Below are 25,010 nucleotides of genomic sequence, written 5' to 3' on the forward strand. Positions count from 1 at the left end.
CAAACGCGCTTCGCACGCAGAACGCAGACCGCGGCTCGACAGCACATTCGAATGGTGAAGAATCATGTCCGAAAGTCCGATTGACCCTCACGCGCATCATCACGCGCATTGCCTGCCGTTCAGCGCGCAACTGCTCGGCGCCGCGGGCACGAAACCGCGCACGCGGTTCCGTTTCTGGGCGCCTTCGTGCAAGACGGTGCAAGTCGCGATCGAAAACGGGCCGGCGCAAGGCATGCACGACATGACGCCCGCCGGCAACGGCTGGTTCGAAGCAACCGTGGATGGCGGCGCGGGCACGCTGTACCGCTTCCGGCTCGACGGCGAGCAGTTGGTGCCCGATCCGGCGTCGCGCTTTCAGCCCCAGGACGTGCACGGGCCGAGCGAAGTCATCGACCCGCGCGCGTACCGTTGGGAACACACGAACTGGCATGGCCGGCCGTGGGAAGAGACGGTGCTGTACGAACTGCACGTGGGTGCGATGGGCGGCTACGCGGGCGTGCAGAAGCGCTTGGCGGCGCTCGCCGCGCTCGGCGTCACTGCAATCGAATTGATGCCGCTGAACGATTTTCCCGGCCAGCACAACTGGGGCTATGACGGCGTGCTGCCCTATGCGCCCGACTCCGCTTATGGCCGCCCCGACGAACTGAAGGCGCTGATCGACGCCGCGCACGGTCTCGGCCTGATGGTGTTTCTCGACGTGGTCTACAACCACTTCGGCCCGGACGGCAATTATCTGCACGCGTATGCCCGCTCGTTTTTCCGCGAAGGCACGCATACGCCGTGGGGTCCGGCCATCGACTTCAGCCGCAGTGAAGTGAGCGACTTCTTCACGGACAACGCCATCTATTGGATCAACGAATATCGCATCGACGGGCTGCGTTTCGATGCGGTGCATGCGATCGACGATCACGCGTGGCTGCGCGAGCTGTCCGACCACATCCGCGCGAAAGTGCAGCACGGCCGGCATGTGCATCTGGTGCTGGAAAACGAGCACAACACCGCGAGCCTGCTGGAAACGCATTTCGACGCGCAATGGAACGACGACGCGCACAACACGCTGCACGTGCTGCTGACCGGCGAAACGGAAGGCTACTACCACGCGTACGAGGACCAGCCGATCCGCCGTCTCGCGCGCGTGCTGTCGGAGGGTTTCACGTATCAGGGCGATCCGTCGCCGATTCACGACGGCAAGCCGCGCGGCGAATCGAGCGGGCATCTGCCGCCCACTTCGTTCGTGATGTTTTTGCAGAACCACGATCAGATCGGCAACCGCGCGTTCGGCGAGCGGCTTCGCAAGCTGACCTCGGACGACGCGTTACGCGCCGCCACGGGCCTGCTCCTGCTGTCGCCGCAAATCCCGTTGCTGTTCATGGACGAGGAATACGGCTCGACGCAGCCGTTCCTGTTCTTCACCGACTACACCGGCGAACTCGCCGACGCCGTACGCGAAGGACGGCGTCGCGAATTCGCGCGCTTTTCGTCGTTCAGCGATGAGAAGCGCCGTGCGCAGATTCCCGATCCGAACGACGTGAAGACGTTCGCCGCTTCGTCGCCGCCGGCACCGGATCAGGCGTCGGCGCAACACAACGCCGACGCGCAAGACCGGCTCGACTGGATGCATTTCTACAAGTCAGCGCTCGCCGTGCGCGCCAAGCTGGTCACGCCGCGTCTGCAACATAGCAAGGCGCTCGGCGCGAGCGTGCTGGGCGCGGCCGGCGGCGGCGATGCAAACGCGCTGGTCGCCCGCTGGAAGCTTTGCGACGGCGAAACGCTGTCGATCGCGCTGAACCTGTCGAAGCAAAGCGTCGCGTTCGACAACGTCCCCGCCGGCAAGGTGATTTTCGAAACGCCGCCGCGCGTGCGCGAGCAGATCGACGCCGGAACGCTGCCGCCGAACGCGTTCGTCGCGTGGCTGACCGGCGACGTCAGCGACTACGCGATCAGCCACAACGCCCGCATCGCGGGCCAACAGGAGCGCCACGCGTGACTACCCGACGCCCCGGCGACACGATCGCCACGCTCGCCCGCCGCGCCGGCTTCGAAGTGGAGTGGCAGGACGCGCACCACACGACCCAGCACGTGCCGGAGAACACGCTCGCGATGCTGCTCGAACAAATGGGTCTGCCGTGCGGCAACGCCACGCAGATCCGCCACAGCACCGCTGTTCTGGAGGCCGAACTGTCGGGCCGCAAAATGCCACCGCTGATGACCGCCGAGATCGGGCGCGGCATCGCGCTGTCCGTCGCGGCGGTCAAGTCCGGCAGCCACTACCGGATCGAACTCGAAAGCGGCTCAATCATCGATGGCCGCTTTACGGCGCCCAAGGGCGAAGAGGCGTTGCTCGCGCCGATCGACGAGGCCGGCTATCACGCGCTCGTCATCAACGATCAGCGCGTGACGCTGGCCGTCGCGCCGGCGCGCTGCTACACCGTCGACGACGCTTGGCGCACGCTGCATCGCGACGACGACAACCCCGCGCCGAGGCCGCCGCTGTGGGGCATCGCCGCGCAACTGTACGGCTTGCGGCGCAGCGGCGACGGCGGCATCGGCGACTACTCGGCGCTCGCGCGAATCGCTGTCGAAAGCGCGCGGCGCGGCGCGCATGCGCTCGCCGTCAGTCCGACGCACGCAATGTTCAGCGCGGAGCCGAATCGCTTCAGCCCGTATTCGCCGTCGTCGCGTTTGTGGCTGAATGTCACGCATATCGATCCCGCCGCGGTGTTCGGCACGGACGCGGCACGCGCCGCACTCGAAGCCGCGCAGGCCACCGGCGCGTGGTCGGCATTGGAAGCCTTACCGCTGATCGATTGGCCGAACGCGGTCAAGCTGAAGCTGAAGGTCCTGCGCGCGCTCTACGAGCAGTTCAGCGCGCACGAACGGGGCCAGGACACGCCGCGCGCGCTCGAATTCCACGGTTTCTGCGAGCGCGCCGGCCGCGCGCTCGAAGATCACGCGCGCTTCGAAGCGCTGCAAGCCGCGCAACTCGCGCAAGGCGGCAAAGGACATTGGCGCGACTGGCCCGACGCGTTGCGCGATCCGCGCAGCCCGGAAGTGGAGGCCTTCGCCAACGCCCATCGTCACGAGGTCACCTTCCATCTGTTTCTGCAATGGCTCGCCGCGAAGGGTCTGTCGCACGCGCAGCACGCGGCACAGGAAGCCGGCATGGCCGTCGGCCTGATCGCCGATCTCGCGGTGGGTTGCGACAGCGCCGGCAGTCATGCGTGGTCGTATCGCGACGACATGCTGCAACACGTGTCGGTCGGCGCGCCGCCGGACCTGTTCAACCAGGCCGGGCAGGCATGGGGCCTCACCACCTTCTCGCCGCGCGCGATGCGCACGCAGGGCTTCTCCGCGTTTATCGACATGCTGCGCGCCGCGTTCGCGCATGCGGGCGGCATCCGCATCGATCACATTCTCGGCTTGCGCCGCCTGTGGCTCGTGCCCGAAGGCGAAAGCGCGCGCAACGGCGCGTATCTGCGCTATCCGCTCGAAGACCTGCTGCGGCTGATCGCGCTCGAATCGTGGCGGCATCGCGCGATCGTGATCGGCGAGGATCTCGGCACCGTGCCGCCCGGTTTTCGCGAGCGCCTCGATGAGCACGGCATCGCCGGGATTCGCGTGCTGTGGTTCGAAGGCGCGCATGATGGCGACGGTTTCAAGCCGCCGCAGCAGTGGGATCGCAATGCTGTCGGCACCACCACCACGCACGATCTGCCGACCGTAGCCGGCTGGTGGCGCGGCAGCGACATTGCGTGGCGCAACCGGATCGGCCAGACGAGCGCGCGCGCCGACGGCCGCGACCCCGAGGAAGCCGCGCAGGAGCAGCGCGCGAGCGATCGCGCCGCGTTGTGGCGCGCGTTCCAGCAAGCCGGCGTGGCCGCGCCGGAGGTGGCCGCGCCGCCGCCCGAAAGCGCGCCCGTCGACGAAGCGCTCGCCTTTGTCGCGGCCACGCCCGGACCGCTCGTCACGTTTCCGCTCGAAGATCTGCTGGCGCTCGACGAGCAGCCGAATCTGCCCGGTTCGATCGACGAGCATCCAAACTGGCGCCGCCGCCTGAGCTTGCCGATCGAGGAATTGTTTGACGACGAGAACTTCAGTGACCGTCTGCTGGCGGTCGATCGCGCGCGCCGCGCGGCGGCCGCTTCCGTTGCCCCTGCCGCTCCTTCCAACGCTTCTTCGGAGCCTGATACGCCATGACCGTCCCGCGCTCCACGCTGCGCCTCCAGTTTCATCGAGGCTTCACGTTCGACGACGCCGCGAAGCACGTCGACTATTTCGCCGCGCTCGGCATCAGCCACCTGTACGCGTCGCCGGTCACGACCGCCGAGCCGGGCTCGCTGCACGGCTACGACACCGTCGACTACACGCAGGTCAGCGCCGAATGCGGCGGCGAGGCGGCCCTCAAGCGTCTCGTCGACAAGCTGCGCGCGCACGGCATGGCGCTGATCGTCGACATGGTGCCGAACCATATGGGCGTCGGCGGATCGAGCAATGCGTGGTGGCTCGACATTCTCGAATGGGGCCGCCATAGCGCGTACGCGCGCCATTTCGACGTCGACTGGCATTCGCCCGATCCTGCCCTGCGCGGCAAGGTGCTGCTGCCGACGCTCGGCGTGTCCTACGGCGAAGAACTCGCGGCGGGCCGCATCGCGCTGCATTTCGCGGCCGACAGCGGGCGTTTTTATATCGGCTACGGTCCGCACGTTTTTCCCGTGTGCCCGATCGATTACGCGGCGATCCTGCAAAGCGCCGAGCGCGCCGATCTCAGCGCGCTCGCCGAGCGTTTCCAGGGACTGACGACTCAGCCCACCGACCAGCCGCGCGCCGCCGAAGCACGCGACGCGTTGCGCGAATTCGTCGCGCAAAACGGCGCTTCGGCGCTCGAATTCGTGTTGCAGGCGTATGCGCCCGACGATCCGGTCACGCGCGACCGGCTGCATCGGCTGATCGAGCGGCAGCACTTTCGCCTCGCGTGGTGGCGCACCGCGTCGGATGAAGTGAACTGGCGGCGCTTCTTCGACATCTCGACGCTGGCCGGCGTACGCGTGGAGCGGCCCGAAGTGTTCGAGAGCGTGCATGCGCTGGTCTTCCGTCTGTATCAGGAAGGCGTGGTGGACGGTTTGCGGATCGACCATATCGACGGTCTCGCCGAGCCGCGCGAATATTGCCAGCGGTTGCGGCAGCGGCTCACGGAACTACGCGATAGCGCGCCGTACGTGGTGGTCGAAAAGATTCTCGGGCGCGGCGAACCGCTACGCGACGACTGGCCGGTGGACGGCACGACCGGCTACGATTTCATGAACGACGTGGGCGCGCTGCTGCATGATCCGGCCGGCGCCGAACCGCTCGCGCGAACGTGGACCGAACTCACCGGCCGCAGCCCGTCTTTCGCCGACGAAGCGCTGGCTGCGCGCCGCAAGATTCTCGCGGAGAACCTCGCGGCGGAACTGGACCGCGCGGCGCGTGCCTTGCATCGCATCGCGCGCGATTCGCTGACCACGCGCGACTTCACGTTCACGACGCTGCACCGCGTGCTGACCGAACTGGTCGTGCATTTCCCGGTGTATCGGATCTATCCGCAGAACGGTTTGCGCAGCGCCGCCGACAACGTCTATTTCGAGCAGGCGCTGGCCGGCGCGAGAGCGGCGCTGTCGCGCGCGGACCACGGGGTGCTCGATCGCGTGAATGCGTGGCTCGGCGGCAGCGCCGAAGAGGCGCCCGCGGCGCGGCCGAGCGCGCCGCAGCAGTCGCAAGCTCAGAATGGCATACCGCCCACTCACGCAGGCTCCGCGCGCCGCGCCGCGCAGACGCTGTTCTCGCAACTCACCGCGCCGGTCGCCGCGAAGGCGATCGAGGATACGGCGTGCTATCGCTATGGCCGCCTGCTGTCGCGCAACGAAGTCGGCTCGGACCCTGGCGAATTCGCGTTGTCGGTCGAGCGCTTTCACGCGGGCAATCTGGAGCGCTCGCAACGCTTTCCGCACACGCTGCTCGCCACGGCCACGCACGATCACAAACGCGGCGAGGACGTGCGCGCGCGGCTCGCGGTGCTCAGTGAGATCGCCGACGAATGGGGCGCGACGCTGCGCGCGTGGTCCACGTTGAACGCACCGCATCGCCGTGCGCTCGACGGCAAGCCGATCAGCAGCGTCGGCCGGGACAAGAGCGACGCATGGGCGCCCGGCCCCGCCGCCGAAGCGATGCTGTATCAGACGCTGGTGGGCTGCTGCCCCCCCCATTTGCAGCCCGACGACGAAGCAGGCGTCAAGGAACTGGCCGAACGCGTCGCGCAATGGCAATTGAAGGCACTGCGCGAAGCGAAGCTGCAAACCAACTGGCTCGCCCCGGACGAAGCCTACGAAACCGGTTGCCGCGACTTCCTGCTCGACATCCTCTCGCCACAGCGGCGCGACGGCTTTCTCAAGGAGCTGTCCGCGTTCGTCGCGCGGATCAGCCGCGCCGGCGCACTGAACAGCTTGCAGCAGACCGTGTTGCGGCTGGCATCGCCTGGGATTCCCGATCTTTATCAAGGCACCGAGTTGTGGGACTTCAGCCTGGTCGATCCGGACAATCGCCGGCCCGTCGATTTCGGCAAACGCGCAGCGTGTCTTGCGGAAGCGCCGCCGTCGGAATTCCTGCCTCACTGGCGCGACGGACGCGTAAAACTCGCGGTGGTACAGCGTGTGCTGGCGCTGCGCGCGCATTTGCCGGAATTGCTGAGTCAGAGCACGTATCTGCCGCTCACGGTGCGGGGTGCGCACGCGTCGAATGTGATTGCGTTTGCGCGGCGGCATGGCAATGCATGGGCCGTGGTGGTGGCAAGCCGGCTCGCGGCCGGGCTGCTCGACGACGGCGGCGACATGCCGCGGGTCGATCCAGAGAAGTGGGCGGACACGGCGCTGGAAATGCCGTCCGATCTGTCCGCACGAGCATTGTTCGACTGGCTGAGTCCGGCGGCGCCGAAGGTCGATGAAAACGGCCTGCTGTATCTGCGCGATGCGTTGGCGGCCATGCCGATCGCGGTGCTGGTCGAGGATGGCGTGCCGCGCAGTTGATGGCGCGCCGTTTGCTTGACCTGGCCGCAGGCGGTTGGGCCTGCGGCTCAGCCGCCTTCGTCGTCGAAAATCTTCGGGTACACGCGCACGAGCACGATGCGCGGCCCCTTCATCTTCTTGACCACCACGTCGAAGCGGTCGAATTCCACACGCTGCCCTTCGCTGGGCAGATCGTTCAGCGCCTGGATCACGAGGCCGCCAACCGATTCCGCTTTGCCCTCGTCGATATCGATCCCCAACGCGCGCTCCAGCGAAACCACCGGCAAGCTGCCCTTGCCCATCAGCGTGCCGTCGTCCATGCGCGTCCAGTCGGCGTCGCCTTGACGGAATTCGTCGTGAATCTGGCCGACCAGCGCGCCGAGCAGATTGTCGAGCGTGAGGAAGCCGATCGGCTTCGAGTTCTTGTGGCCGACCAGCGCGAAATGCGGCGCACCTTTGCGGAAGCGGCGAAACAGTTCGAGCGCCGGCATTTCCGGCTTCACGTACTGCACGGGGCGCGCATAGCGCGACAAGTCGTCGAGCGTGCTGCCCGCCTGGCGCGCCAGCAGCAGGTCCTTCAAATGGATCATGCCGGCCACGCGCTCGCCTGACGCGTCCTCGAACAGCGGATAGCGGCTGAAGCGGTGCTGCGCGACCATCTGCATGTTTTCGCGCAACGGCAGGTCGCGCCGCAAGCCGATCATTTCATAGGCCGGACGCATCAGGTCCGACACGGTCATGCGTGAGAAGTCGAGCGAGTGCGCGATCGTGTTCCACTCGTCCTGGCTGTAGGCGCCGTCAGGCGCGCCCAGCTCGCTCGCGAGATTGGTGCGGCGGCCGCGCAGGATCAGCTTGAGTTCGTCGGTCGAGTAATGCGAGTCGTGGCCGTGGTCGGCGTCGAGTCCCGTGAGTTTCAGCACTGCGTTGGCGCTCGAATTGAGCACCCAGATCGCCGGATACATCGCCCAATAAAAGGCGTACAGCGGCATGGCGGCCCACAGCGAGACTTTTTCCGCCTCGCGGATCGCCAGCGATTTCGGCGCGAGTTCGCCCACCACGATATGCAGGAACGAAATGCACGAGAACGCGAAGAACAGCGAAATGGCGTGGATCAGCTGCTCCGATTGCACGCCGATCAGGTTGAGGAGCGGCGCGAGCAGTTGCGCGAACGCGGGCTCGCCGATCCAGCCAAGCCCGAGCGACGCGAGTGTGATACCGAGCTGACAGGCGGACAGATACGCGTCGAGCCGGCCGTGCACCTTGGCGAGCAAACGTCCGCGCAGGCCGTGCCGCGCGGCGAGGCTTTGCACGCGGGTCTGCCGCAGTTTGACCAGACCGAATTCGGCGGCGACGAAAAAACCATTGAGGGCAACGAGAAGCAACGCACCGATAAGGGCGACGAGCTGAATCAAAGCGAGGGGCTCCGGCGACAAAAGTTGTCAGTATAGAGGTTGAAAGCTCGATGAAAAGTGAATCAGGCTGAAGTCGCTGGGATGAAGCTGAAGCGCTCACTTCGGCGCCGTCGCGCTCAACGGCACACGCAACGCGAGCGTGGCGGCGTCGTCGCCGCTGGCGTCGCTTTGTTCGAAGCTGCCGCCGTGCGCTTCCGCGACGCGCTTGCACAGCGCGAACACCCACGCGATCCGCTTCGCTTCACGCGGCTCGCCGGCCTGCTTGCGGGCAAATGGCTCCAGCACATGAGGCAAGGCCGGGTCGTTCAATGCGGTTTCGTTCGACTGGTACGTGACGGCGGCGTGCCACGTGCCCGAGTCGGCGCGCGCCGCCAAGGTGACCGCCGCGCCTTCGGCGCTCGCTTCGACGGCGAACGCGAGCATCACCCACAGCGCGGCGGCGAGACGCTCGCGGTCGCCGTTGAGCTGCTCGGTGGCCAGTTGCGAGTCGACCGCGATGTTCACGCTGCGCGAGCGGGCGAGACCGGAGCGGACTTCCTCGGTGGTTTCGTCGAGTAGCGGATGCAGCGGAAACGGCGCATACGCGAGCGCCAGCGACCTGGTTTCGGCGCGCGTCGCATCGACGATCGTTTCCAGCAGCTTGACCTGCTGATCGACGCCGCTGCGAATGCCGGTGACGGCGCGCTGCGCGTTCGGGTCGTTCGCATCGAGCTTGCGCTCGAGCACGTACGCCCAGCTATGAATGGCGTTCAGCGGACCACGCAGATCGTGCGACACCAGCGACAGCACATGATCGCGCATGAACAGCGCGGTTTCAGCACGCAGATGCGCAGTGCGTTCGGAAACGGCGAAGCCGGAAGGAACCGGCTGTGCACCACCAGTCCCGCTTGAAGACGTTGTCACGATCGAGCCCTCTCACGCAGCGCTGGATAGTTGAAAGAAGCCCCATTATAGGCAAGCTGTCCGGCGCGGCCAGCGTGGCCGGACAGCCAACGCGGACGCAATCCGCGTGCCACGCGGCATTCCTCGGCGATGCGGCGTCAACACGCCTACAATGTCGGTTTTTACGATTTCATTGAGGAGCGACTTATGTCGACTGTGACTACCGAATCCGGCCTGAAGTACGAGGACATCGTCGAAGGCACCGGCGCCGAAGCGGTGGCAGGCAAAACCGTCAGCGTGCATTACACCGGCTGGCTGACCGACGGCCAGAAGTTCGATTCGAGCAAGGACCGCAACGACCCGTTCGCGTTCGTGCTGGGCGGCGGTATGGTCATCAAGGGCTGGGACGAAGGCGTGCAGGGCATGAAGGTCGGCGGCACGCGCAAGCTGACCATTCCGCCGCAACTCGGCTACGGCGTGCGCGGCGCGGGCGGCGTGATTCCGCCGAATGCGACGCTCGTGTTCGAAGTCGAATTGCTCGACGTTTAAGCGGTTCGCCGCTTTGTTATTGCGCATCGTCGATCGGTCACAGCCATGAGCCACGCCGCCGTCACCGCACCTAGCGTTTCGTTGCGCCGCTACGGCGCGATCGAAGCGTCGGACGTGCACGACTTCCACCAGGTCGTGCTCGGGCTCGACGGCGCGATGGTGATGGCGGTCGACGGTGTCGCGCAACAGATCGACGCCGGCTCCGCGTGGCTCATTCCCGCCGGTGCGCGGCACGATTACGCCGGGGTCGGCGAGAACCGGCAGTTGGTGCTGGATTTGCCGGCCGCTTCGCTGGCCGTGCCGGAACGTTTGTTCGACCGCGCGCGCGCCGTGACCGTCGATGCGTCGCTCACGCAGCTCGTGCACCGGATCGCGGCGCACGCCACGGGTGGCGCGCTAGGCGACGATCTGGACAGCCGGCGTTTCCATTGGGACGCCGCCGCGCGGCTGGGCGCCGCGCTCGTGGCCGACACCGGCACGACGGCCGGCGCGCTGGCCGGCGTCGGCGGTCTGGATTTCGCGCGCATCGACCGCTGGCTGCGCGCGCATTTGTCGGAGCCGTTGCGTATCGCCGATCTCGCCGCACATTGCGGTTTCGGCATGCGGCGCTTTCACCAGCTTTTTATCGACGCGTTCGGCGAAACGCCGCATCGCTATTTGCAGCGGCTGCGGCTCGATACGTCGATCACGTTGCTCGCGGACCCACGTCTTTCATTGACCGATATCGCGCTGGAAATCGGCTTCGGCGATCAGAGCGCGTACACGCACGCGTTCACGCGACGCTTCGGGCTTGCGCCCGGTCAGTGGCGCGCGCTGCGCCACTGACCCGCTCAGTTCATTGCGCGAACCGCCTGACGCGGCGGCCCGCTTTTCGCTGCCGGGAGTGCCGCCCAAGCCGGTGCCCTTGCAGCATCAGTCACGACTCAGCCGGCCAGCCCGCGCTGCAGATCGGCGCGAATATCGCCGGCGTTTTCCAGACCCACGGCAAGACGGATCAAACCTTCGCTGATGCCCGCCGCCGCGCGCGCCTCCGGCGTCACGCGACCGTGCGTGGTGGTCGCCGGGTGCGTGATCGTCGTGCGCGTATCGCCGAGGTTGCCGGTGATCGAGCACAGCTTCGTGCTGTCGATCACGCGCCAGGCGTTCTCACGCATTTGCTCCGGCGTGTCGCCCTTCAGTTCGAACGACAGGATCGCGCCGCCCGCCTTCTGTTGACGCATCGCCAGCGCATGCTGCGGATGCGACTCCAGCCCGGGATAGAACACGCGATTCACAGCCGGATGCGTTTCCAGCCAGCGCGCGATTTCGAGCGCATTCGCCGACTGCTTCTCGACGCGCAGCGACAGCGTTTCCATGCCCTTGAGGAGCACCCATGCGTTAAAGGCGGACAGTGTCGGCCCCGCGCTGCGCACGAACGGAAACACCTTCTCCATGATGAATTTCTTCGAACCGACCAGCGCGCCGCCGAGGACCCGGCCCTGGCCGTCGATGAACTTGGTGGCCGAATGCATCACGACGTCCGCGCCGAACTTCAGCGGCTGTTGCAAGGCTGGGCTGCAGAAACAGTTATCGACCACGAACAGCGCGTTCGCCGCCTTCGCGACCTTGCTGATCGCTTCGATGTCGGCGACTTCGGTCAGCGGGTTCGACGGCGTTTCGAGGAAGAACATCTTCGTCTCCGGACGCACCGCGTTTTTCCACGCGTCCACGTCGGTCGGATCGACGAAGGTGGTCGTGATCCCGAACTTGCTGAAGATCTGCGAGAACATGCCGAGCGTCGAACCGAACAGCGCCTGCGAACTCACCAGGTGATCGCCGGCCTGCAGCGTGGCCATCACCACGGACATGATCGCAGCCATCCCCGACGCCGTCGCCATGCACGCTTCTCCGCCTTCGAGCGCGGCAAGGCGATCCTGGAACATCGACACGGTCGGGTTCGTGAAACGCGAGTAGGTGTAGTTGTCTTCAGAGTTCTTGAAGCGCTCGGCGGCGTCCGCGGCACTCTTGAACACGAAGCTCGAGGTCAGGAAGATGGCTTCCGAATGCTCGTTGAAGTCGCTGCGCACCGTGCCCGAGCGGACTGCCAGCGTATCGAAGTTCAGGGAGTCGTCCATGTTGGTTCTGGTTTCCAATGTTCGATGACTGCGTTCGGCGCGGCTCGCCTGTGACGAAGCGCAACGCCGGACAGCAGCAACAAAAAAGCCCGCTTTGCGTCGGCATAAGCGGGCTTCATGTGCGGGGAAAGCTGGAGCGGAGGCGGATGAGTGCGGCTTTTCCACCCTTCGCTTTAGCTGTTTCGGGTTGCCCCGCGTCCGCAAGCTGAGATCAAATCGACGCAAGCCGCCATGCTAACACGCTGATGGCGCGGCGTGCAGCGTGCCGCGCCATGAGCCGGTCGAGCAAACCGCGCTCAACCTACCGACAATTGCAGATGCAATTGCGAACGCGCCGGCCCGCCGCCGTCGATCGCTTCGCTCGCGGCGTCGCGATCCGATTGCGACGACGGTGCGAGACGCGCGGTTTCGATGCGATCGAGGTACTCGGTCGTCACGTCGCCGGTCACGTAGTTGCCGTCGAAGCACGACGCTTCGAACTCCTTCAGCGCCGGGTTGATGTCGCGCACAGCCTGCTTCAGCGCTTCGACGTCCTGATACACGAGATAATCCGCGCCGATCATGCGCGCGACTTCTTCGTCCGTGCGGCCGTGAGCGACGAGTTCACCGCGCGTCGGCATGTCGATGCCGTACACGTTCGGGAATTTCACCGGCGGCGCCGCCGACGCGAAGATCACCTTGTTCGCGCCCGCATCGCGCGCCATCTGCACGATTTCGTGCGAGGTGGTGCCGCGCACGATCGAGTCGTCGACGATCAACACGTTCTTGCCCTTGAACTCGATGCCCATCGCGTTCAGCTTCTGGCGCACCGACTTCTTGCGCACCGCCTGGCCCGGCATGATGAAGGTGCGGCCCACGTAGCGGTTCTTGAAGAAGCCTTCGCGATATTCGACGCCCAGTTTCTTCGCGACTTGCATCGCGGCCGGACGGGACGAGTCGGGAATCGGCATCACGACGTCGATCGCGACGTCGGGCAGTTCGCGCTTGATCTTTTCGGCGAGGTAATCGCCCATGCGCAGACGCACGTTGTACACCGGCACGCCGTCGAGCACCGAGTCCGGACGCGCGAGATACACGAGTTCGAAAATGCAGGGGTTCAGGCTCGGGCTCGTCGCGCATTGCTGCGAATGCAGCTGGCCGTCGATGTCGATGAACACCGCCTCGCCCGGCGCAACGTCGCGCACGAACTCGAAGCCGATGCCCTCGATCGCCACCGATTCCGACGCCAGCATCCACTCGACGCCTTCAGCCGTTTCCAGTTTGCCGAGGCACAGCGGACGGATGCCGAACGGGTCACGGAAGCCCAGCAGGCCATAACCGGCGATCAGCGACACGATCGCGTACGAGCCGCGCACCCGGCGATGCACGCCCGACACGGCGTTGAACAGCGCGGCCGGATCGAGTTGCAGACCGGAGCTAGCCAGCTGCAATTCGTGCGCGAGCACGTTGAGCATGACTTCCGTGTCGGAATTGGTGTTGATGTGGCGGCGATCGATGCGGAACATCTCGTCTTTCAACTGCCGCCAGTTGGTCAGGTTGCCGTTGTGCGCGAGGATGATGCCGAACGGCGCGTTCACGTAGAACGGCTGGGCTTCTTCTTCGCTCGACGCGGAACCGGCGGTCGGGTAACGGACCTGGCCGATACCGGTCGTGCCGGGCAGGCTGCGCATGTTGCGCGTGCGGAACACGTCGCGCACCATGCCGTTGGCCTTGTGCATGTGGAAGTTGCTGCCGTTCGCTGTCGCGATACCGGCGGCGTCCTGACCGCGGTGCTGCAGGAGCAGCAGGCTGTCATAGATCAGCTGGTTGACCGGAGAGTGGGAAACTACGCCTACGATGCCGCACATGGCATGTCCTTCAAAGGTACGAAATTCGTCGTGGCGGCCGGTGCCTGCGTGGCGTTCCCAGGAAGGCTTCCTTCAGGGAGTTCGCGTTGCGACGCGACGGTACGCGCTGTCACGCTAAGGCAGCCGGTTTGCGCCGGAGTCCTGCTGCGTCCCTCTAACCGCTTGCCTGATCGTCACACGTGGACGTAGGCAGCAAGCGTCTCGGGAAGCAGCGGTTTCATTACGTGCACGCCCTCGACCGCATAGGGCCTCAGCAGGGCGTTGCGCCAGAATTCCTGTTGGGGCAGTTCGGTCAAGCCTGCGAGGGCGACCAGAATCAGCACCAGAATGACCCCGCGTACGAGGCCGAACATCAAACCGAGCGAGCGGTCCACGCCGCCCAACCCAGTTGCCTGCACGACGCGGCTCAGCAGCGCGCTCACCACGCTCGCCACCAGCACCACGCCGATCACCAGCAGCGCGAACGCCAGCAGCCACTGGGTCAACGCGCCGCCCGGCCAATGGGCCGGGATATACGGCACGACGTAACTGACGAATTCGCAGGCAATGATGAACGCCGCGATCCAGCCGATCAGTCCGAATATCTCCGACAAAAATCCACGCCACGTGCCGCGCAACGCCGACAAACCGATCACCGCCATTACAGCGTAGTCGAAGGCCGTGAACATCGCTCGCTTACTGTGCAGCGCCGTTGTTCGCGCCCGACGTCAAGCCGGCCTCGCGAACCTTCGCGATCGCGGCGGTTGCCGCTGCACGATCGGCGAACGGACCGGCGCGCAACAGCGTGAGCGTCGAGCCGTCTGCCTGCTTACGATGTTCGGTATATGCGGGCACCCCCGCGGCTTTCAACTTGGTCGCCCAGGTACGCGCGTTGGCGTCGTTCGAAAACGCGCCGAGTTGCACCGCGAAACGGCTGCCAGGCGGCGATGCCGGCGTGCCGGAATTCGCGTCCGCGCGGGCGGCGGCGTTGTTTATTTCGTCGTCGCTCGGGGCCGGCGCGCTTTCTGCGCTGTGCGTGGCCGGCGTGCGGACCGGTTTGGTTGGCGTGGCCGGCGCTGCGGGCGCAGCCGGTGCGGTATTGGCCGCGACAGCGGGTGCCTGCGGCTTCGGCGCCGGCTTGACTGCGGGCGCGGGCGTAGCGTTCGTGTCCGCGCTTTGCTTTGCCGCACCGGACTGGCCTGGCTTGGCTGCCGGCGTCGCCGCAAGGCTGGACGCGGCAAGACCCGCGTCGGGCGTCGGGTTGTCGGGTGCCACACCGGCCTGGGTGTCTTCTGTGGTCTTGTGGGCGACCTTCGGCGCGGGCCGACTCGGAATGTCGATCGAAATGTCGTCGGTGACTGGCTTGGGATGCGAATCCAGCACCATTGGCAGGATGATCACCGCAGCCACGACCAGCGCGATCGCGCCGACCAGCCGGCGCCGCGCGCGCTGCTTTTCCGGCAACGTAGGGTCGAGCAGCATCGCATCGGCATCGACGGTGCGCTCCGTGCGGCGGGTGCGCCGCTCCACTCGCTCACCGCGGGCGGCCCGATTGGAACTGGTGTTTGCGCCGCGCCGGGTGGGCGCGTCGTCTTTCTTGCCGAACGAGAAAATTCCCATGAATCGCTTGGTTCGAGCCTGGCGCCCGTTCAGTGTTGCTGCGATTTCCGGTAGGCCATGACGCCTGCTACCGTATAGAAACTGCCGAAAACCACGATTCTATCATTCTCTGACGCACGTTTTAGCGCGTCTTGGAAAGCCTCTGCGGGTGTTGCGTAGCGCATCACGCTGCTATCGGCGCTCTCGCCCACGCCCTGCTCGCGCAACGCCGTTTCGAGCTCTTTCGCCGACGCCGCGCGCGGGGTCGGCAAATCGGTCACGCACCAATGGTCGATCTCGCCCTTGAGATGCGCCAATACGCCGGCAATGTCCTTGTCGCGCATCGCGCCGAACACCGCGTAGGTGTACGGGAAAAAGCCCATGTTGCCGAGGTTTTGCGTCAGCACCGCGGCCGCGTGCGGATTGTGGCCGACATCCAGCACGATGGCCGGCTTGCCGGGCAACACCTGGAAACGTCCCGGCAGTTCCACGTTGGCGAGCCCGAGCCGGATGTCCTGCGCCGATACCGGCAACCGGTCGCGCAGCGCTTCGAGACCGGCCAGCGCCGCCGACGTGTTGATCAACTGATTCGCGCCGCGCAACGCGGGATAAGCGAGCGCCGAACGCCGCATTGTCGGACCGACGTAGCTCCATTGCTGACGCTCGCTGCCCGCTTGGCCTTCGTAGCGGAAATCGCGGCCGAATAGCCACAGTTCGGCGCCGATCTTCTCAGCATGGTCGATCAGCGATTGCGGCGGCACCGGGTCCGCGCAGATCGCCGGCTTGCCCGGACGGAAAATGCCGGCTTTTTCGAAGGCGATCTTCTCGCGCGTGTCGCCGAGATAGTCCGTATGGTCGAGATCGATGCTGGTGATGATCGCGCAGTCCGTATCGAGGATGTTGACCGCGTCGAGGCGGCCGCCCAGGCCGACTTCGAAAATCACCGCGTCGAGTCCCCGCGAAGCGAACAGGCTCATGATTGCCAGTGTCGTGAATTCGAAGTAGGTCAGCGTGACCGGCTCTGCGAGGCTAAGACGTGCAGCTTCGACGGCCTCGAAATGCGGCAGCAGATCCGCGTCGCTCGCCATTTCGCCGTTCACGCGCGCGCGCTCGTTGAACGAGAGCAGATGCGGCGACGTGTGGCAGCCGACCGTAAAACCGGCGCGCAGCAAGATGGATTCAAGGATCGCGCACGTCGAGCCCTTGCCGTTCGTGCCGCCGACCGTGATGACCGGGCAGGCAAACGACAGTTGCATCGCGTCGTGCACCTGGGAGATACGGCCCAAACCCATGTCGATGCCGACCGGATGCGCGGATTCAAGGTGCGTGAGCCACGCGTCGAGGGTGGGAAATGTGGTCATGGGGTGAATCGCGAGTGAATCGGTTTTAGGCAGTCTGGCGAAAGTGCGCGGGCGGGGCCACTGCGGCCGGCAGAACGCAGCGCGGCGGGCACTTTATGCGCAGAAAGCCGCGCGGGCAGCCTGGCTAACGCCGCTGCGTTGCGAGACCGTGATTATCCCGGAAATGACAGCGCGCCGCTTGATCACTCACGCGGCGCGCTGTTTCTTGCTGCTCTTCGGACCGCAACGCCCGATCTACGAACGGCGACGCGGCGGTCTATCGCTCTGTACGGCCTCTGCTTACGCGACGGCGTCCGCTGGCTGATGGCTCAACAGCGCCATCAATTGCGCCAGTTCTTCGCGCAGCTTGCGACGGTCGACGATCATGTCGATCGCGCCCTTGGTCAGCAGGAATTCGGCGCGCTGGAAGCCTTCCGGCAGCTTTTCGCGGACGGTTTGTTCGATCACGCGCGGGCCGGCGAAGCCGATCAGTGCCTTCGGCTCGGCGATCACCACGTCGCCGAGAAACGCGAAACTCGCGGACACGCCGCCCATGGTCGGATCGGTCAGCACGGAGATGAACGGCAGCTTGGCTTCAGCGAGCTTGGTCAGCATGGCCGTGGTCTTCGCCATTTGCATCAGCGACAGCAGACTTTCCTGCATCCGCGCGCCGCCCGAAGCGGTGAAGCAGATAAACGGCACCTTCTGTTCGAGCGCGTTCTGCGCGCCGCGCGCGAAGCGTTCACCGACTACCGAACCCATCGAGCCGCCCATGAACGAGAACTCGAAGCACGCGACCACCACCGGCAAAGTATGGATTGCGCCGCCCATCACAACCATGGCATCGGTTTCGTCGGTATCGTCCATCGCCTCTTTCAGGCGCTCCGGATACTTGCGGCTGTCCTTGAACTTCAGCGCGTCGACCGGGACGATTTCCTGGCCGATCTCGTAACGGCCTTCCGGATCGAGCAGGCCATCGAGCCGCTCACGCGCGCCGATGCGCATGTGATGGTCGCACTTCGGGCAAACATGCAGATTGGCCTCGACGTCGTTGCGGTACAGCACGGCTTCGCACGACGGGCACTTGATCCACAGGCCTTCCGGAATCCCCTTGCGGCTCTTCGGGTCGGTTTGTTTGATTTTCGGCGGCAGCAGCTTGTCGAGCCAGCTCATATTGAATCCTTCTGGGGTCACGGTCGCGCGAACGGCGGGACAAGCCCGCCGTTCACACTACAGCGACAAAAATAACTGTTATCGGGCAGTCGCGACGCTATCGAGCGCCTCGCGCACTTCCGCGACGAAACGTGTCAGCGTCTCAGCGGCGGTGTCGGGTGCTGCCTGTTCGAGCAGTTGGACGATACGGCTGCCGATCACGACGGCATCGGACACCTCGGCTACCGAACGCGCAGTTTGCGCGTCACGGATGCCGAAACCGACGCCCACCGGCAGGGGAACTCGCGACTTGATCGCCGGGATTTTACTCGCGATGCTGGAAACGTCCAGATTTGCCGCCCCGGTCACGCCTTTCAACGACACATAGTAGACGTAACCGCTGGCAATCTTGCCGACTTCCGCGATGCGCTCGTCCGTCGACGTGGGCGCAAGCAGAAAGATTGGATCGATGCCAGCAGATCGCATCTGTTCGGCGAAATTCGCACACTCTTCCGGCGGGTAGTCGACAACCAGCACACCATCGACGCCGGCCTCATTGGCCGCTTTCGCGAAGGCTTCGGTACCCATCCGTTCGATCGGATTGGCGTAGCCCATCAGCACCACGGGCGTTTTATCGTTGGTTTCGCGAAAGCGCTTGACGTCGGCGAGCACGTGGCGCAGCGACACACCCTGCGCCAGCGCGCGTTCGGACGACTGCTGGATCACCGGACCGTCGGCCATCGGGTCCGAAAACGGCACGCCGATTTCGATCACATCCGCGCCGCCGGCAGCGAGCGCGTGCATGAATTCGACCGTGCGAGCGGGGTCCGGATCGCCAGCGGTCATGAACGGAATCAGGCCTTTTTTACCCTCGGCGGACAGCGCGGCAAACGTGTTCTTGATACGGGACATGGAATATTCTCGGAATTTTGGCTACTGCGCGCTTATCGCAGGTCACTCATTGCACTTCAGTCTGCCGTTGCGGCTTGGCTTTGGCGCGGCGAGGCACGGGATGAGAAGCGGCGGCGCTGACGCGCTCGCGCGCTATCGCGCAGTAACTTTCATTGATCTCATAGCCGACGAATTCGCGCTGCTGACGGGCGCAAGCGACTGCGGTTGTACCACTGCCCATGAACGGGTCGAGCACGCGGCCGCCCTTCGGACAACTGGCGAGCACCATCCGCTCGACGATCTCCAGCGGCTTCTGGGTGGGGTGAGCGACGCGTTCAGCGTGTTGCCGATGCAGCCGCGATACCGACCAGACATCCTTGGGATTATAGCCAAGCTCCAACCACTTGCTGCCTTCGAACAACTTACGCGAACGCGCCTTCTTCGTGATGGCATCGTACGGGATGCGGACGGGATCGAGGTCGAAGAAGTAATCCTTCGACACCGCGAAAAAACCGATGTTGTCGTGCACCGAGGTGAATCGGCGCACGGTGCCGCCCATGCTCGGTACGCGCCGGTCCCAGATGATTTCGTTGATCATCGTGAGTTTTGTCTTCAGGAAGCTGAAGATTTCCGGCGAATACTGCCAGGTGCAGAAAATGTAGAGCGACCCCGTCGGCTTGAGCTTCGGAATAGCCAACTCCAGCCAGCTCCGCGTCCAGACGAGAAAATCCTCGCCTGTGCGCATGTCGGAGTCGTTACCGTAGTCCTTGCCGAGCCCGTAAGGCGGATCGCATACGATCAGGTCGATCGACGCGTCGGGAATGTTCGCTACATCGGTCAGAAAATCGCGGTTCAACAGCCGAATGCCGGCCGGCACTTGCGGTAGCAACGGGGCAGGTGCCGCGGCCGCCGCTACCTCGGCGGCCGGATTCTGGATTTCACTCGCCGGCTGCGGCTCGTCGAACTCGTCGCGCATCGTCGGGGCGCTCAGAACTGGATGCCCGATCGCTCGGCGACCGTGTGCATGTCCTTGTCGCCTCGGCCCGACAGATTGACCAGCAGGACCTTGTCCTTCGGCAGCGTGGGCGCGAGCTTCGCGGCGTAGGCCAGCGCGTGGCTGGACTCGAGCGCCGGAATGATGCCCTCGATGCGGCAGCAATCGTGGAATGCTTTGAGCGCCTCTTCGTCGGTGATACCGACATATTGCGCGCGATTGCTCTCTTTTAGCCACGCGTGCTCGGGACCGACGCCCGGATAGTCGAGGCCGGCCGATACCGAATGAGTCTCGATAATCTGACCGTTTTCGTCCTGAAGCAGATACGTGCGGTTGCCATGCAGAACGCCTGGACTGCCACCGATCAGCGAAGCCGCGTGACGACCGGTTTCGATGCCATCGCCAGCCGCTTCGACGCCGATCAATTGCACGGAACTGTCGTCGATGTACGGATAAAAGATGCCCATTGCGTTCGAACCGCCGCCAACGCACGCGATCACGACATCAGGCTGGCGTCCGACCATTTCCGGCATTTGCACCTTGCATTCATCGCCGATCACGCGCTGGAAATCTCGCACCATCATGGGGTAAGGATGCGGACCCGCCACCGTGCCGATGATGTAGAACGTGTTTTCGACATTCGTCACCCAATCGCGCATGGCTTCGTTCAGCGCGTCCTTCAGGGTGCGCGAGCCGGATTCCACCGGCACCACGGTCGCGCCGAGCAGCTTCATGCGGTAGACATTGGCGGCCTGGCGTCGCACGTCCTCTGCGCCCATGTAGACCACGCATTCCATCCCGAAACGCGCGGCGATGGTCGCCGTGGCCACACCGTGCTGACCGGCGCCGGTTTCCGCGATCACGCGCGGTTTGCCCATGCGTTTGGCGAGCAGCGCCTGGCCGATCACGTTGTTGATCTTGTGCGCGCCAGTGTGGTTGAGGTCTTCCCGCTTGAAGAAAACCTGCGCGCCGCCGAGCAGTTCGCTCCAGCGCTGCGCGTGATAAATCGGCGATGGGCGGCCGACGAAATGCTTCAATTCGCGCTCGTATTCGGCGACGAAGTCGGGATCTTTCTGATATTTCTCGTACGCTTCACGCAACTCGTCGAGCGCATGAACCAGGGTTTCGGCGACGAACACGCCGCCAAATTGGCCGAAATGGCCTCTTTCGTCAGGCAAGTTATACATGGTGATCACTCTTCTCAGTGTGGCGAACGGCTCGCGTATGAGAAAGCCGCTGGCCTGAATCATTCGGCATCTGCTGCGCGCACCGCGCGCACGAATGCCGCCATCCGGGCGTGATCCTTCACGCCCTTGGCGCCCGCGACTTCGATGCCGCTCGAGACATCGACCGCGTACGGGCGCACGCGATGGATCGCGTCACTGACGTTTTGCGCGTTCAACCCACCACTCAAAACGGCCCGACGCGCGAGCTCTGCTGGAATAAGTGACCAATCGAAAACCTTCCCGCCGCCGCCATAGCCTTCGACATGGGTGTCGAACAGAAGACCACTGGCCGCTGAATAGTTGAGAGCCGATTTTACCAAATCGGCCGGTCGAGTGTCCGCCGCGACGCGCAACGCTCGCAACCATGGCAAACCCGCAACGCCCGCGAGCGATTCGCACTGCTCGGCGGTCTCGTCGCCGTGAAATTGAAGCAGGGTGAGCCCGACATTGCTCGCCACTTCGCGAATCCAGTCCGGCGTCGCGTTGACGAACAGGCCGACCACCGACACGAACGGCGGCACATCGTGTACCAGTTCGACCGCCTGGGCGACGCTGACCGAGCGCGGGCTCGGCGGATAGAACACGAGGCCGATTGCGTCGGCGCCGAGGTCGATCGCGTGGGCGAGGTCCGCCGGTTTCGACAGTCCGCATAGCTTGATGCGCGTGCGATGCGGCACGGTGCGCTGCTGCGCGGCGGCATCGGCCGGGTGAGCCAGGTCTTCGCTTGCTTTCATGTTTCGGGTTGCTCGGTCCATACGGTACTCCACGGCACGCTGCCCGTTTGCGGCGCGGGCACCGCGAATTTCTCAGGATAGCCCACTTGCGCCAGATACAAGCCGTCCGGCATGAAAGTCGGCGCGGCACAGTCGCGGCTGCGGCTCGCGAGCACCTCGGCCAGCCATTCGGGCGGCCGGCGGCCACGACCGACTTCGATCAGACAGCCCATCAGGTTGCGCACCATGTGATGCAGGAACGCATTCGCCCGGAAGCGGAAATGAATGAAGTCGCCCTGCGGCCGAACGTCGATCTGGTACAAGTGTTTCACCGGCGTTTTCGACTGGCATTGCGACGAGCGGAACGCCGAAAAGTCGCGCTCGCCGAGCACATGGACGACGCAGGCTCGCATCGCGTCGACGTCGAGCGGCATATGCACCCAGCCGGCCCGCGTCGCCAGCATCGGCGAGCGCACCGGACTGACGTACAGCACGTAGTAATAGGTCCGCTCGAACGCCGAAAAGCGCGCATGAAAGTCGTCGGGCATCGGCTTGGCCCACTGCACGCCGATCGTCTTAGGCAGAAACGAGTTGGTGCCCCGCACCCAGGAAATATCCAGACGGTCGAGTTCGGTGTCGAAATGCACGACTTGCCCGAGCCCATGCACACCCGCATCCGTGCGGCCCGCCACCACGGTGTGCACGGGCGTCTGCGCGAATTCGCGCAGTGCCCGTTCGAGTTCGTTCTGTACCGTCTTGCCGTGCGGTTGCGCCTGCCAACCGCCGAATGCCGCGCCGTCGTACTGGACGCCTAATGCGATCCGTTTCACGACAACGGCGCCAGCGTCGAGAGCAACGCGCGGGCCTCGGTGCGCGTGGCCGGATCGTCCGCTTCGATCACTTCGTTGATGAGCGCGCGTGCGCCCGACAAATCGCCCAGTTCGATGTACTCGGAGGCCAGATCGAGCTTGTTGCGGGCGATACGGATCAGATCGGTCTGCGTAAACGCCGGCAGCGGCTGGGCCGGGCTCGGCGGCAGTTCGAGGTCGAAGTCGAGGTTCAGCGAGCCGAAGCCAGCCGCGCCCAAGCCCGCAATGGCCGCGTGGCCGGCCGTGCCGGTGGCGATTTCATCGGCGACATGCGGGGCGTCGTCCGATTCGTACGGCGCGAACGCTTGCTGCGCGGTGGTTTCCGGCGACACGACCGGCTGCGTGGTCAGAGATGTCGCGGCATGCTCGGAGCCGGCAGGCGACTCGATTCTCGGCGGCAGCGGCATGTCGAGACTGCCGAACGCGTCGACGGCATCGCGCGGGAATTCGCTTGGGACGGCGGAAGCAGGCTGAGCTTGCGTCGACCTTTCGGGGAACGTGCTCGACAACGCATCGTCGGACGGCGGGACGAACGGGGGAGCCGTGCGCGGCTCGATGATTTGCTGCGTGAAATTGATCACGGGTACTGGGGTATCCGGACGATTCCGTAGCTCGGTTGCCGGTTCTTGTTGCACGGCCGGCGCGCCATGCGCCGGCTCGTCGTTCGATTGCGGGTGGCGAGCGGGGTCGTCCTGTTGCAGGGTTTCGTCGACCGGTTCGAGCGGAGCCAGCGGCAACGCATCGGCGCCGAGTTCCGCGGCGGCGGCGAGGCTTGCCGCCGTCGTCGCGCCGTGGATGCTCTCTTGATGAACTGCAGGGAGAGGTTCTGATGGGAAAGCGCTTTCGGCGGCCTCAGGGGCGTTCGCGGCTGGTTGCGCTGGTTCGACGTATGCGGGCGATGCGGGAAGTTCTTGCCCGCTTTGTTCGGGTGAAGTGTGGTCTTGGGTGAAAGAGTCTGTGCGAGCTTGGCGTTCTGCGACTGGCTCGCCCATCGCCTGTTGCGCTGCTGTCTCTGCTGCCGTGCGGTTCGCTGCGGCTTGTTCTTCGGCTGCTGCGCGTTCGGCCGCCGCGCGCTCTGCTGCTGCCTGCTCGGCTGCCGCACGCTCCGCCGCCAGCGCCGCCGCATCGCGCACAGACTGATCGTCATCCGCGCCCGCTACCTCGCTCGCAAGCGTTTGTCCGTGTGTCGCGACGCTGCGCTGCGGGTCGCTTTCGCGCGCCGACGCCGCCATATCGCGATCCGCTGACACAGCCTCCGCCGCCGCACGCGCCTCACGCTTGCGACGACCCATGCGCAAAGCCGCGAGCAGCACAACCAACGCCGCGCCAACCGCCGCCGCGATGCTCAACTCCACTTGCGATAAGCCGCCACTATTCGGCGCGGGAACCACAGGCGCAGCGCCCTGCCCCGTCCCAGCCGGCCCCGCCGATGACGCACCCGCCACCGGCTTGGCCACGCCCGTAGACGCAGTGCCACTGGTCGCCACCGGCGCACCACCGATGCCATGCTTCTGCAACTCCATCAGCACGCGGTTCTTCAGCGCGAGCAATTGCTGCAAGCTGGAGACCTGCGCACGCGGCTGCGATGCCGGCTGTGCACCCGCCGTCGCCGGAGCCGTTCCGGGGGCTTGAGGCTGAGCGCCAGCGGCAGGCTCGCTCGCCGTCGGTTGTATCGCACCCGACCATTCGTGCACGTCGCTGGCCGAAGACGATGCCGCCGCCTGCGAGCCCCCTGCCGGCGCCGACGAAACCGCGCCGCCTGCAGCCGCGCCGGCCGGTGCCGAGCTTGCCTCGGCCGGGCTGCTGGCCGTCCCCGGTACAGCCGGCGCAGCAGCATGAGCCGCCGCACTTGCCGCGCTGGCCGCACTCGCCGCCGCATTGACCTGCGCGGCGCCGCTCGTCGCCTCAGCCTCCACCGCCGTACTCAGCGCAGACGCCCCCGCAGCCGCTTGCGCTGCCGCCGAAGAAGCGGCCAAAGCCCCGGACGCGTCCAGCGCCGGCACCGTCAACACCGCCCCCACGCGCAGCCGGCTCGGATCATGGCTCATGAACGCGTTCGGATTCGCATCGAACAATGCGCGCGTCGCGCGTGCGAGCGTCGCACGGTCATGCGACTGCGTGACTGCAATCGCCACGTCGTTCAACGATTGCCCAGGCCGCACCGTGTATTGACTGCCGGCCGCATACGAAACGGACGCGGCGTCCGGCGCGCTCGCGACATCGCCGGGTGCCGCAAGCGCGCTGCCCATGCCAGCGCCGGCCAGCGCCAAAGCCAAAGCGGCCGCGGCCACCGGGCGGCCCGTCAAACGGCCTTTATCTTGATGATTGGTCATAGCCCGAAGGGATGAGAGTCGAAGGTTCACCGGGACTCCTGGCGCGTCAGCGCGCAGCCCTTTTTTGCGGTTTGAA

Annotated in this window: 19 protein-coding genes; 5 read left to right on the top strand and 14 right to left on the bottom strand. The window is 65.3% G+C overall.

The features are described from left to right. The first annotated feature begins 64 nt into the window (after nucleotides 1–64). From treZ to treY, 3 genes are read left to right on the top strand one after another with little or no spacing between them, the layout of a single operon-like run. Nucleotides 65–1,987 carry a malto-oligosyltrehalose trehalohydrolase gene (treZ, locus tag FVF58_RS14200; RefSeq protein WP_149670545.1) on the top strand — a complete coding sequence of 641 codons (1,923 nt, stop codon included), beginning with the start codon at nucleotides 65–67 and terminating at the stop codon, nucleotides 1,985–1,987. Beyond that, nucleotides 1,984–4,197, top strand: a complete 2,214-nt coding sequence (gene malQ, locus FVF58_RS14205) for a 4-alpha-glucanotransferase (protein WP_149670546.1) — start codon at nucleotides 1,984–1,986, stop codon at nucleotides 4,195–4,197. Before treZ ends, malQ begins: the two co-directional genes overlap by 4 nt. After that, nucleotides 4,194–7,055, top strand: coding sequence for a malto-oligosyltrehalose synthase (gene treY / locus FVF58_RS14210; protein ID WP_149670547.1), 2,862 nt, complete (start codon nucleotides 4,194–4,196; stop codon nucleotides 7,053–7,055). The genes malQ and treY overlap by 4 nt, the downstream gene beginning before the upstream one ends. A gap of 47 nt (nucleotides 7,056–7,102) precedes the next feature. Here the strand turns inward: treY and FVF58_RS14215 are convergent, their stop codons facing one another. Beyond that, the gene (locus FVF58_RS14215) at nucleotides 7,103–8,446 is read right to left on the bottom strand and encodes a hemolysin family protein (protein WP_149670548.1); all 1,344 of its coding nucleotides are present in this window, start codon (nucleotides 8,444–8,446) and stop codon (nucleotides 7,103–7,105) included. Between the two features lie 96 nt (nucleotides 8,447–8,542). After that, nucleotides 8,543–9,349, bottom strand: coding sequence for a sensor histidine kinase (locus FVF58_RS14220; RefSeq protein ID WP_149670549.1), 807 nt, complete (start codon nucleotides 9,347–9,349; stop codon nucleotides 8,543–8,545). A gap of 186 nt (nucleotides 9,350–9,535) precedes the next feature. Here FVF58_RS14220 and FVF58_RS14225 point away from each other — a divergent pair, with 186 nt between their 5' ends. Then, complete coding sequence (locus FVF58_RS14225; RefSeq protein ID WP_006047612.1) at nucleotides 9,536–9,877, top strand: FKBP-type peptidyl-prolyl cis-trans isomerase; 342 nt, start codon at nucleotides 9,536–9,538, stop codon at nucleotides 9,875–9,877. A 45-nt stretch (nucleotides 9,878–9,922) separates the two neighbouring features. Then, nucleotides 9,923–10,702 carry an AraC family transcriptional regulator gene (locus FVF58_RS14230; protein WP_149670550.1) on the top strand — a complete coding sequence of 260 codons (780 nt, stop codon included), beginning with the start codon at nucleotides 9,923–9,925 and terminating at the stop codon, nucleotides 10,700–10,702. A 98-nt stretch (nucleotides 10,703–10,800) separates the two neighbouring features. Here FVF58_RS14230 and FVF58_RS14235 read toward each other — a convergent pair whose 3' ends face one another. From FVF58_RS14235 to FVF58_RS14290, 12 genes are all read right to left on the bottom strand, one after another. Then, nucleotides 10,801–11,991 (bottom strand): O-succinylhomoserine sulfhydrylase, encoded by a 1,191-nt coding sequence (locus FVF58_RS14235; protein WP_149670551.1) that lies wholly within the window; start codon nucleotides 11,989–11,991, stop codon nucleotides 10,801–10,803. Nucleotides 11,992–12,287: 296 nt separating this feature from the next. Continuing rightward, nucleotides 12,288–13,838: an amidophosphoribosyltransferase gene (gene purF / locus FVF58_RS14240; RefSeq protein WP_149670552.1), complete on the bottom strand. Its 1,551-nt coding sequence runs from the start codon at nucleotides 13,836–13,838 to the stop codon at nucleotides 12,288–12,290. 173 nt (nucleotides 13,839–14,011) lie between these two features. Beyond that, complete coding sequence (locus FVF58_RS14245) at nucleotides 14,012–14,506, bottom strand: CvpA family protein (RefSeq protein ID WP_149670553.1); 495 nt, start codon at nucleotides 14,504–14,506, stop codon at nucleotides 14,012–14,014. Nucleotides 14,507–14,513: 7 nt separating this feature from the next. Then, nucleotides 14,514–15,437, bottom strand: coding sequence for an SPOR domain-containing protein (locus tag FVF58_RS14250; RefSeq protein WP_149670554.1), 924 nt, complete (start codon nucleotides 15,435–15,437; stop codon nucleotides 14,514–14,516). Between the two features lie 29 nt (nucleotides 15,438–15,466). Continuing rightward, nucleotides 15,467–16,777: a bifunctional tetrahydrofolate synthase/dihydrofolate synthase gene (folC, locus tag FVF58_RS14255; protein WP_149670555.1), complete on the bottom strand. Its 1,311-nt coding sequence runs from the start codon at nucleotides 16,775–16,777 to the stop codon at nucleotides 15,467–15,469. 279 nt (nucleotides 16,778–17,056) lie between these two features. Continuing rightward, nucleotides 17,057–17,929, bottom strand: coding sequence for an acetyl-CoA carboxylase, carboxyltransferase subunit beta (accD, locus tag FVF58_RS14260; protein WP_149670556.1), 873 nt, complete (start codon nucleotides 17,927–17,929; stop codon nucleotides 17,057–17,059). A 78-nt stretch (nucleotides 17,930–18,007) separates the two neighbouring features. Continuing rightward, nucleotides 18,008–18,820, bottom strand: coding sequence for a tryptophan synthase subunit alpha (gene trpA / locus FVF58_RS14265; RefSeq protein WP_149670557.1), 813 nt, complete (start codon nucleotides 18,818–18,820; stop codon nucleotides 18,008–18,010). A 46-nt stretch (nucleotides 18,821–18,866) separates the two neighbouring features. Further along, nucleotides 18,867–19,775: a DNA-methyltransferase gene (locus FVF58_RS14270; protein WP_149670558.1), complete on the bottom strand. Its 909-nt coding sequence runs from the start codon at nucleotides 19,773–19,775 to the stop codon at nucleotides 18,867–18,869. Between the two features lie 11 nt (nucleotides 19,776–19,786). Next, complete coding sequence (gene trpB / locus FVF58_RS14275) at nucleotides 19,787–20,980, bottom strand: tryptophan synthase subunit beta (RefSeq protein WP_149670696.1); 1,194 nt, start codon at nucleotides 20,978–20,980, stop codon at nucleotides 19,787–19,789. Nucleotides 20,981–21,039: 59 nt separating this feature from the next. Further along, nucleotides 21,040–21,753 carry a phosphoribosylanthranilate isomerase gene (locus FVF58_RS14280; RefSeq protein WP_149670697.1) on the bottom strand — a complete coding sequence of 238 codons (714 nt, stop codon included), beginning with the start codon at nucleotides 21,751–21,753 and terminating at the stop codon, nucleotides 21,040–21,042. Then, complete coding sequence (truA, locus tag FVF58_RS14285; protein ID WP_149670559.1) at nucleotides 21,750–22,562, bottom strand: tRNA pseudouridine(38-40) synthase TruA; 813 nt, start codon at nucleotides 22,560–22,562, stop codon at nucleotides 21,750–21,752. The genes FVF58_RS14280 and truA overlap by 4 nt, the downstream gene beginning before the upstream one ends. Continuing rightward, nucleotides 22,559–24,934, bottom strand: coding sequence for a motility hub landmark protein FimV (locus tag FVF58_RS14290; RefSeq protein ID WP_246217054.1), 2,376 nt, complete (start codon nucleotides 24,932–24,934; stop codon nucleotides 22,559–22,561). Before FVF58_RS14290 ends, truA begins: the two co-directional genes overlap by 4 nt. Nucleotides 24,935–25,010 lie beyond the last annotated feature (76 nt).

It is taken from the genome of Paraburkholderia panacisoli (assembly GCF_008369935.1).
GTDB lineage: Bacteria > Pseudomonadota > Gammaproteobacteria > Burkholderiales > Burkholderiaceae > Paraburkholderia > Paraburkholderia panacisoli.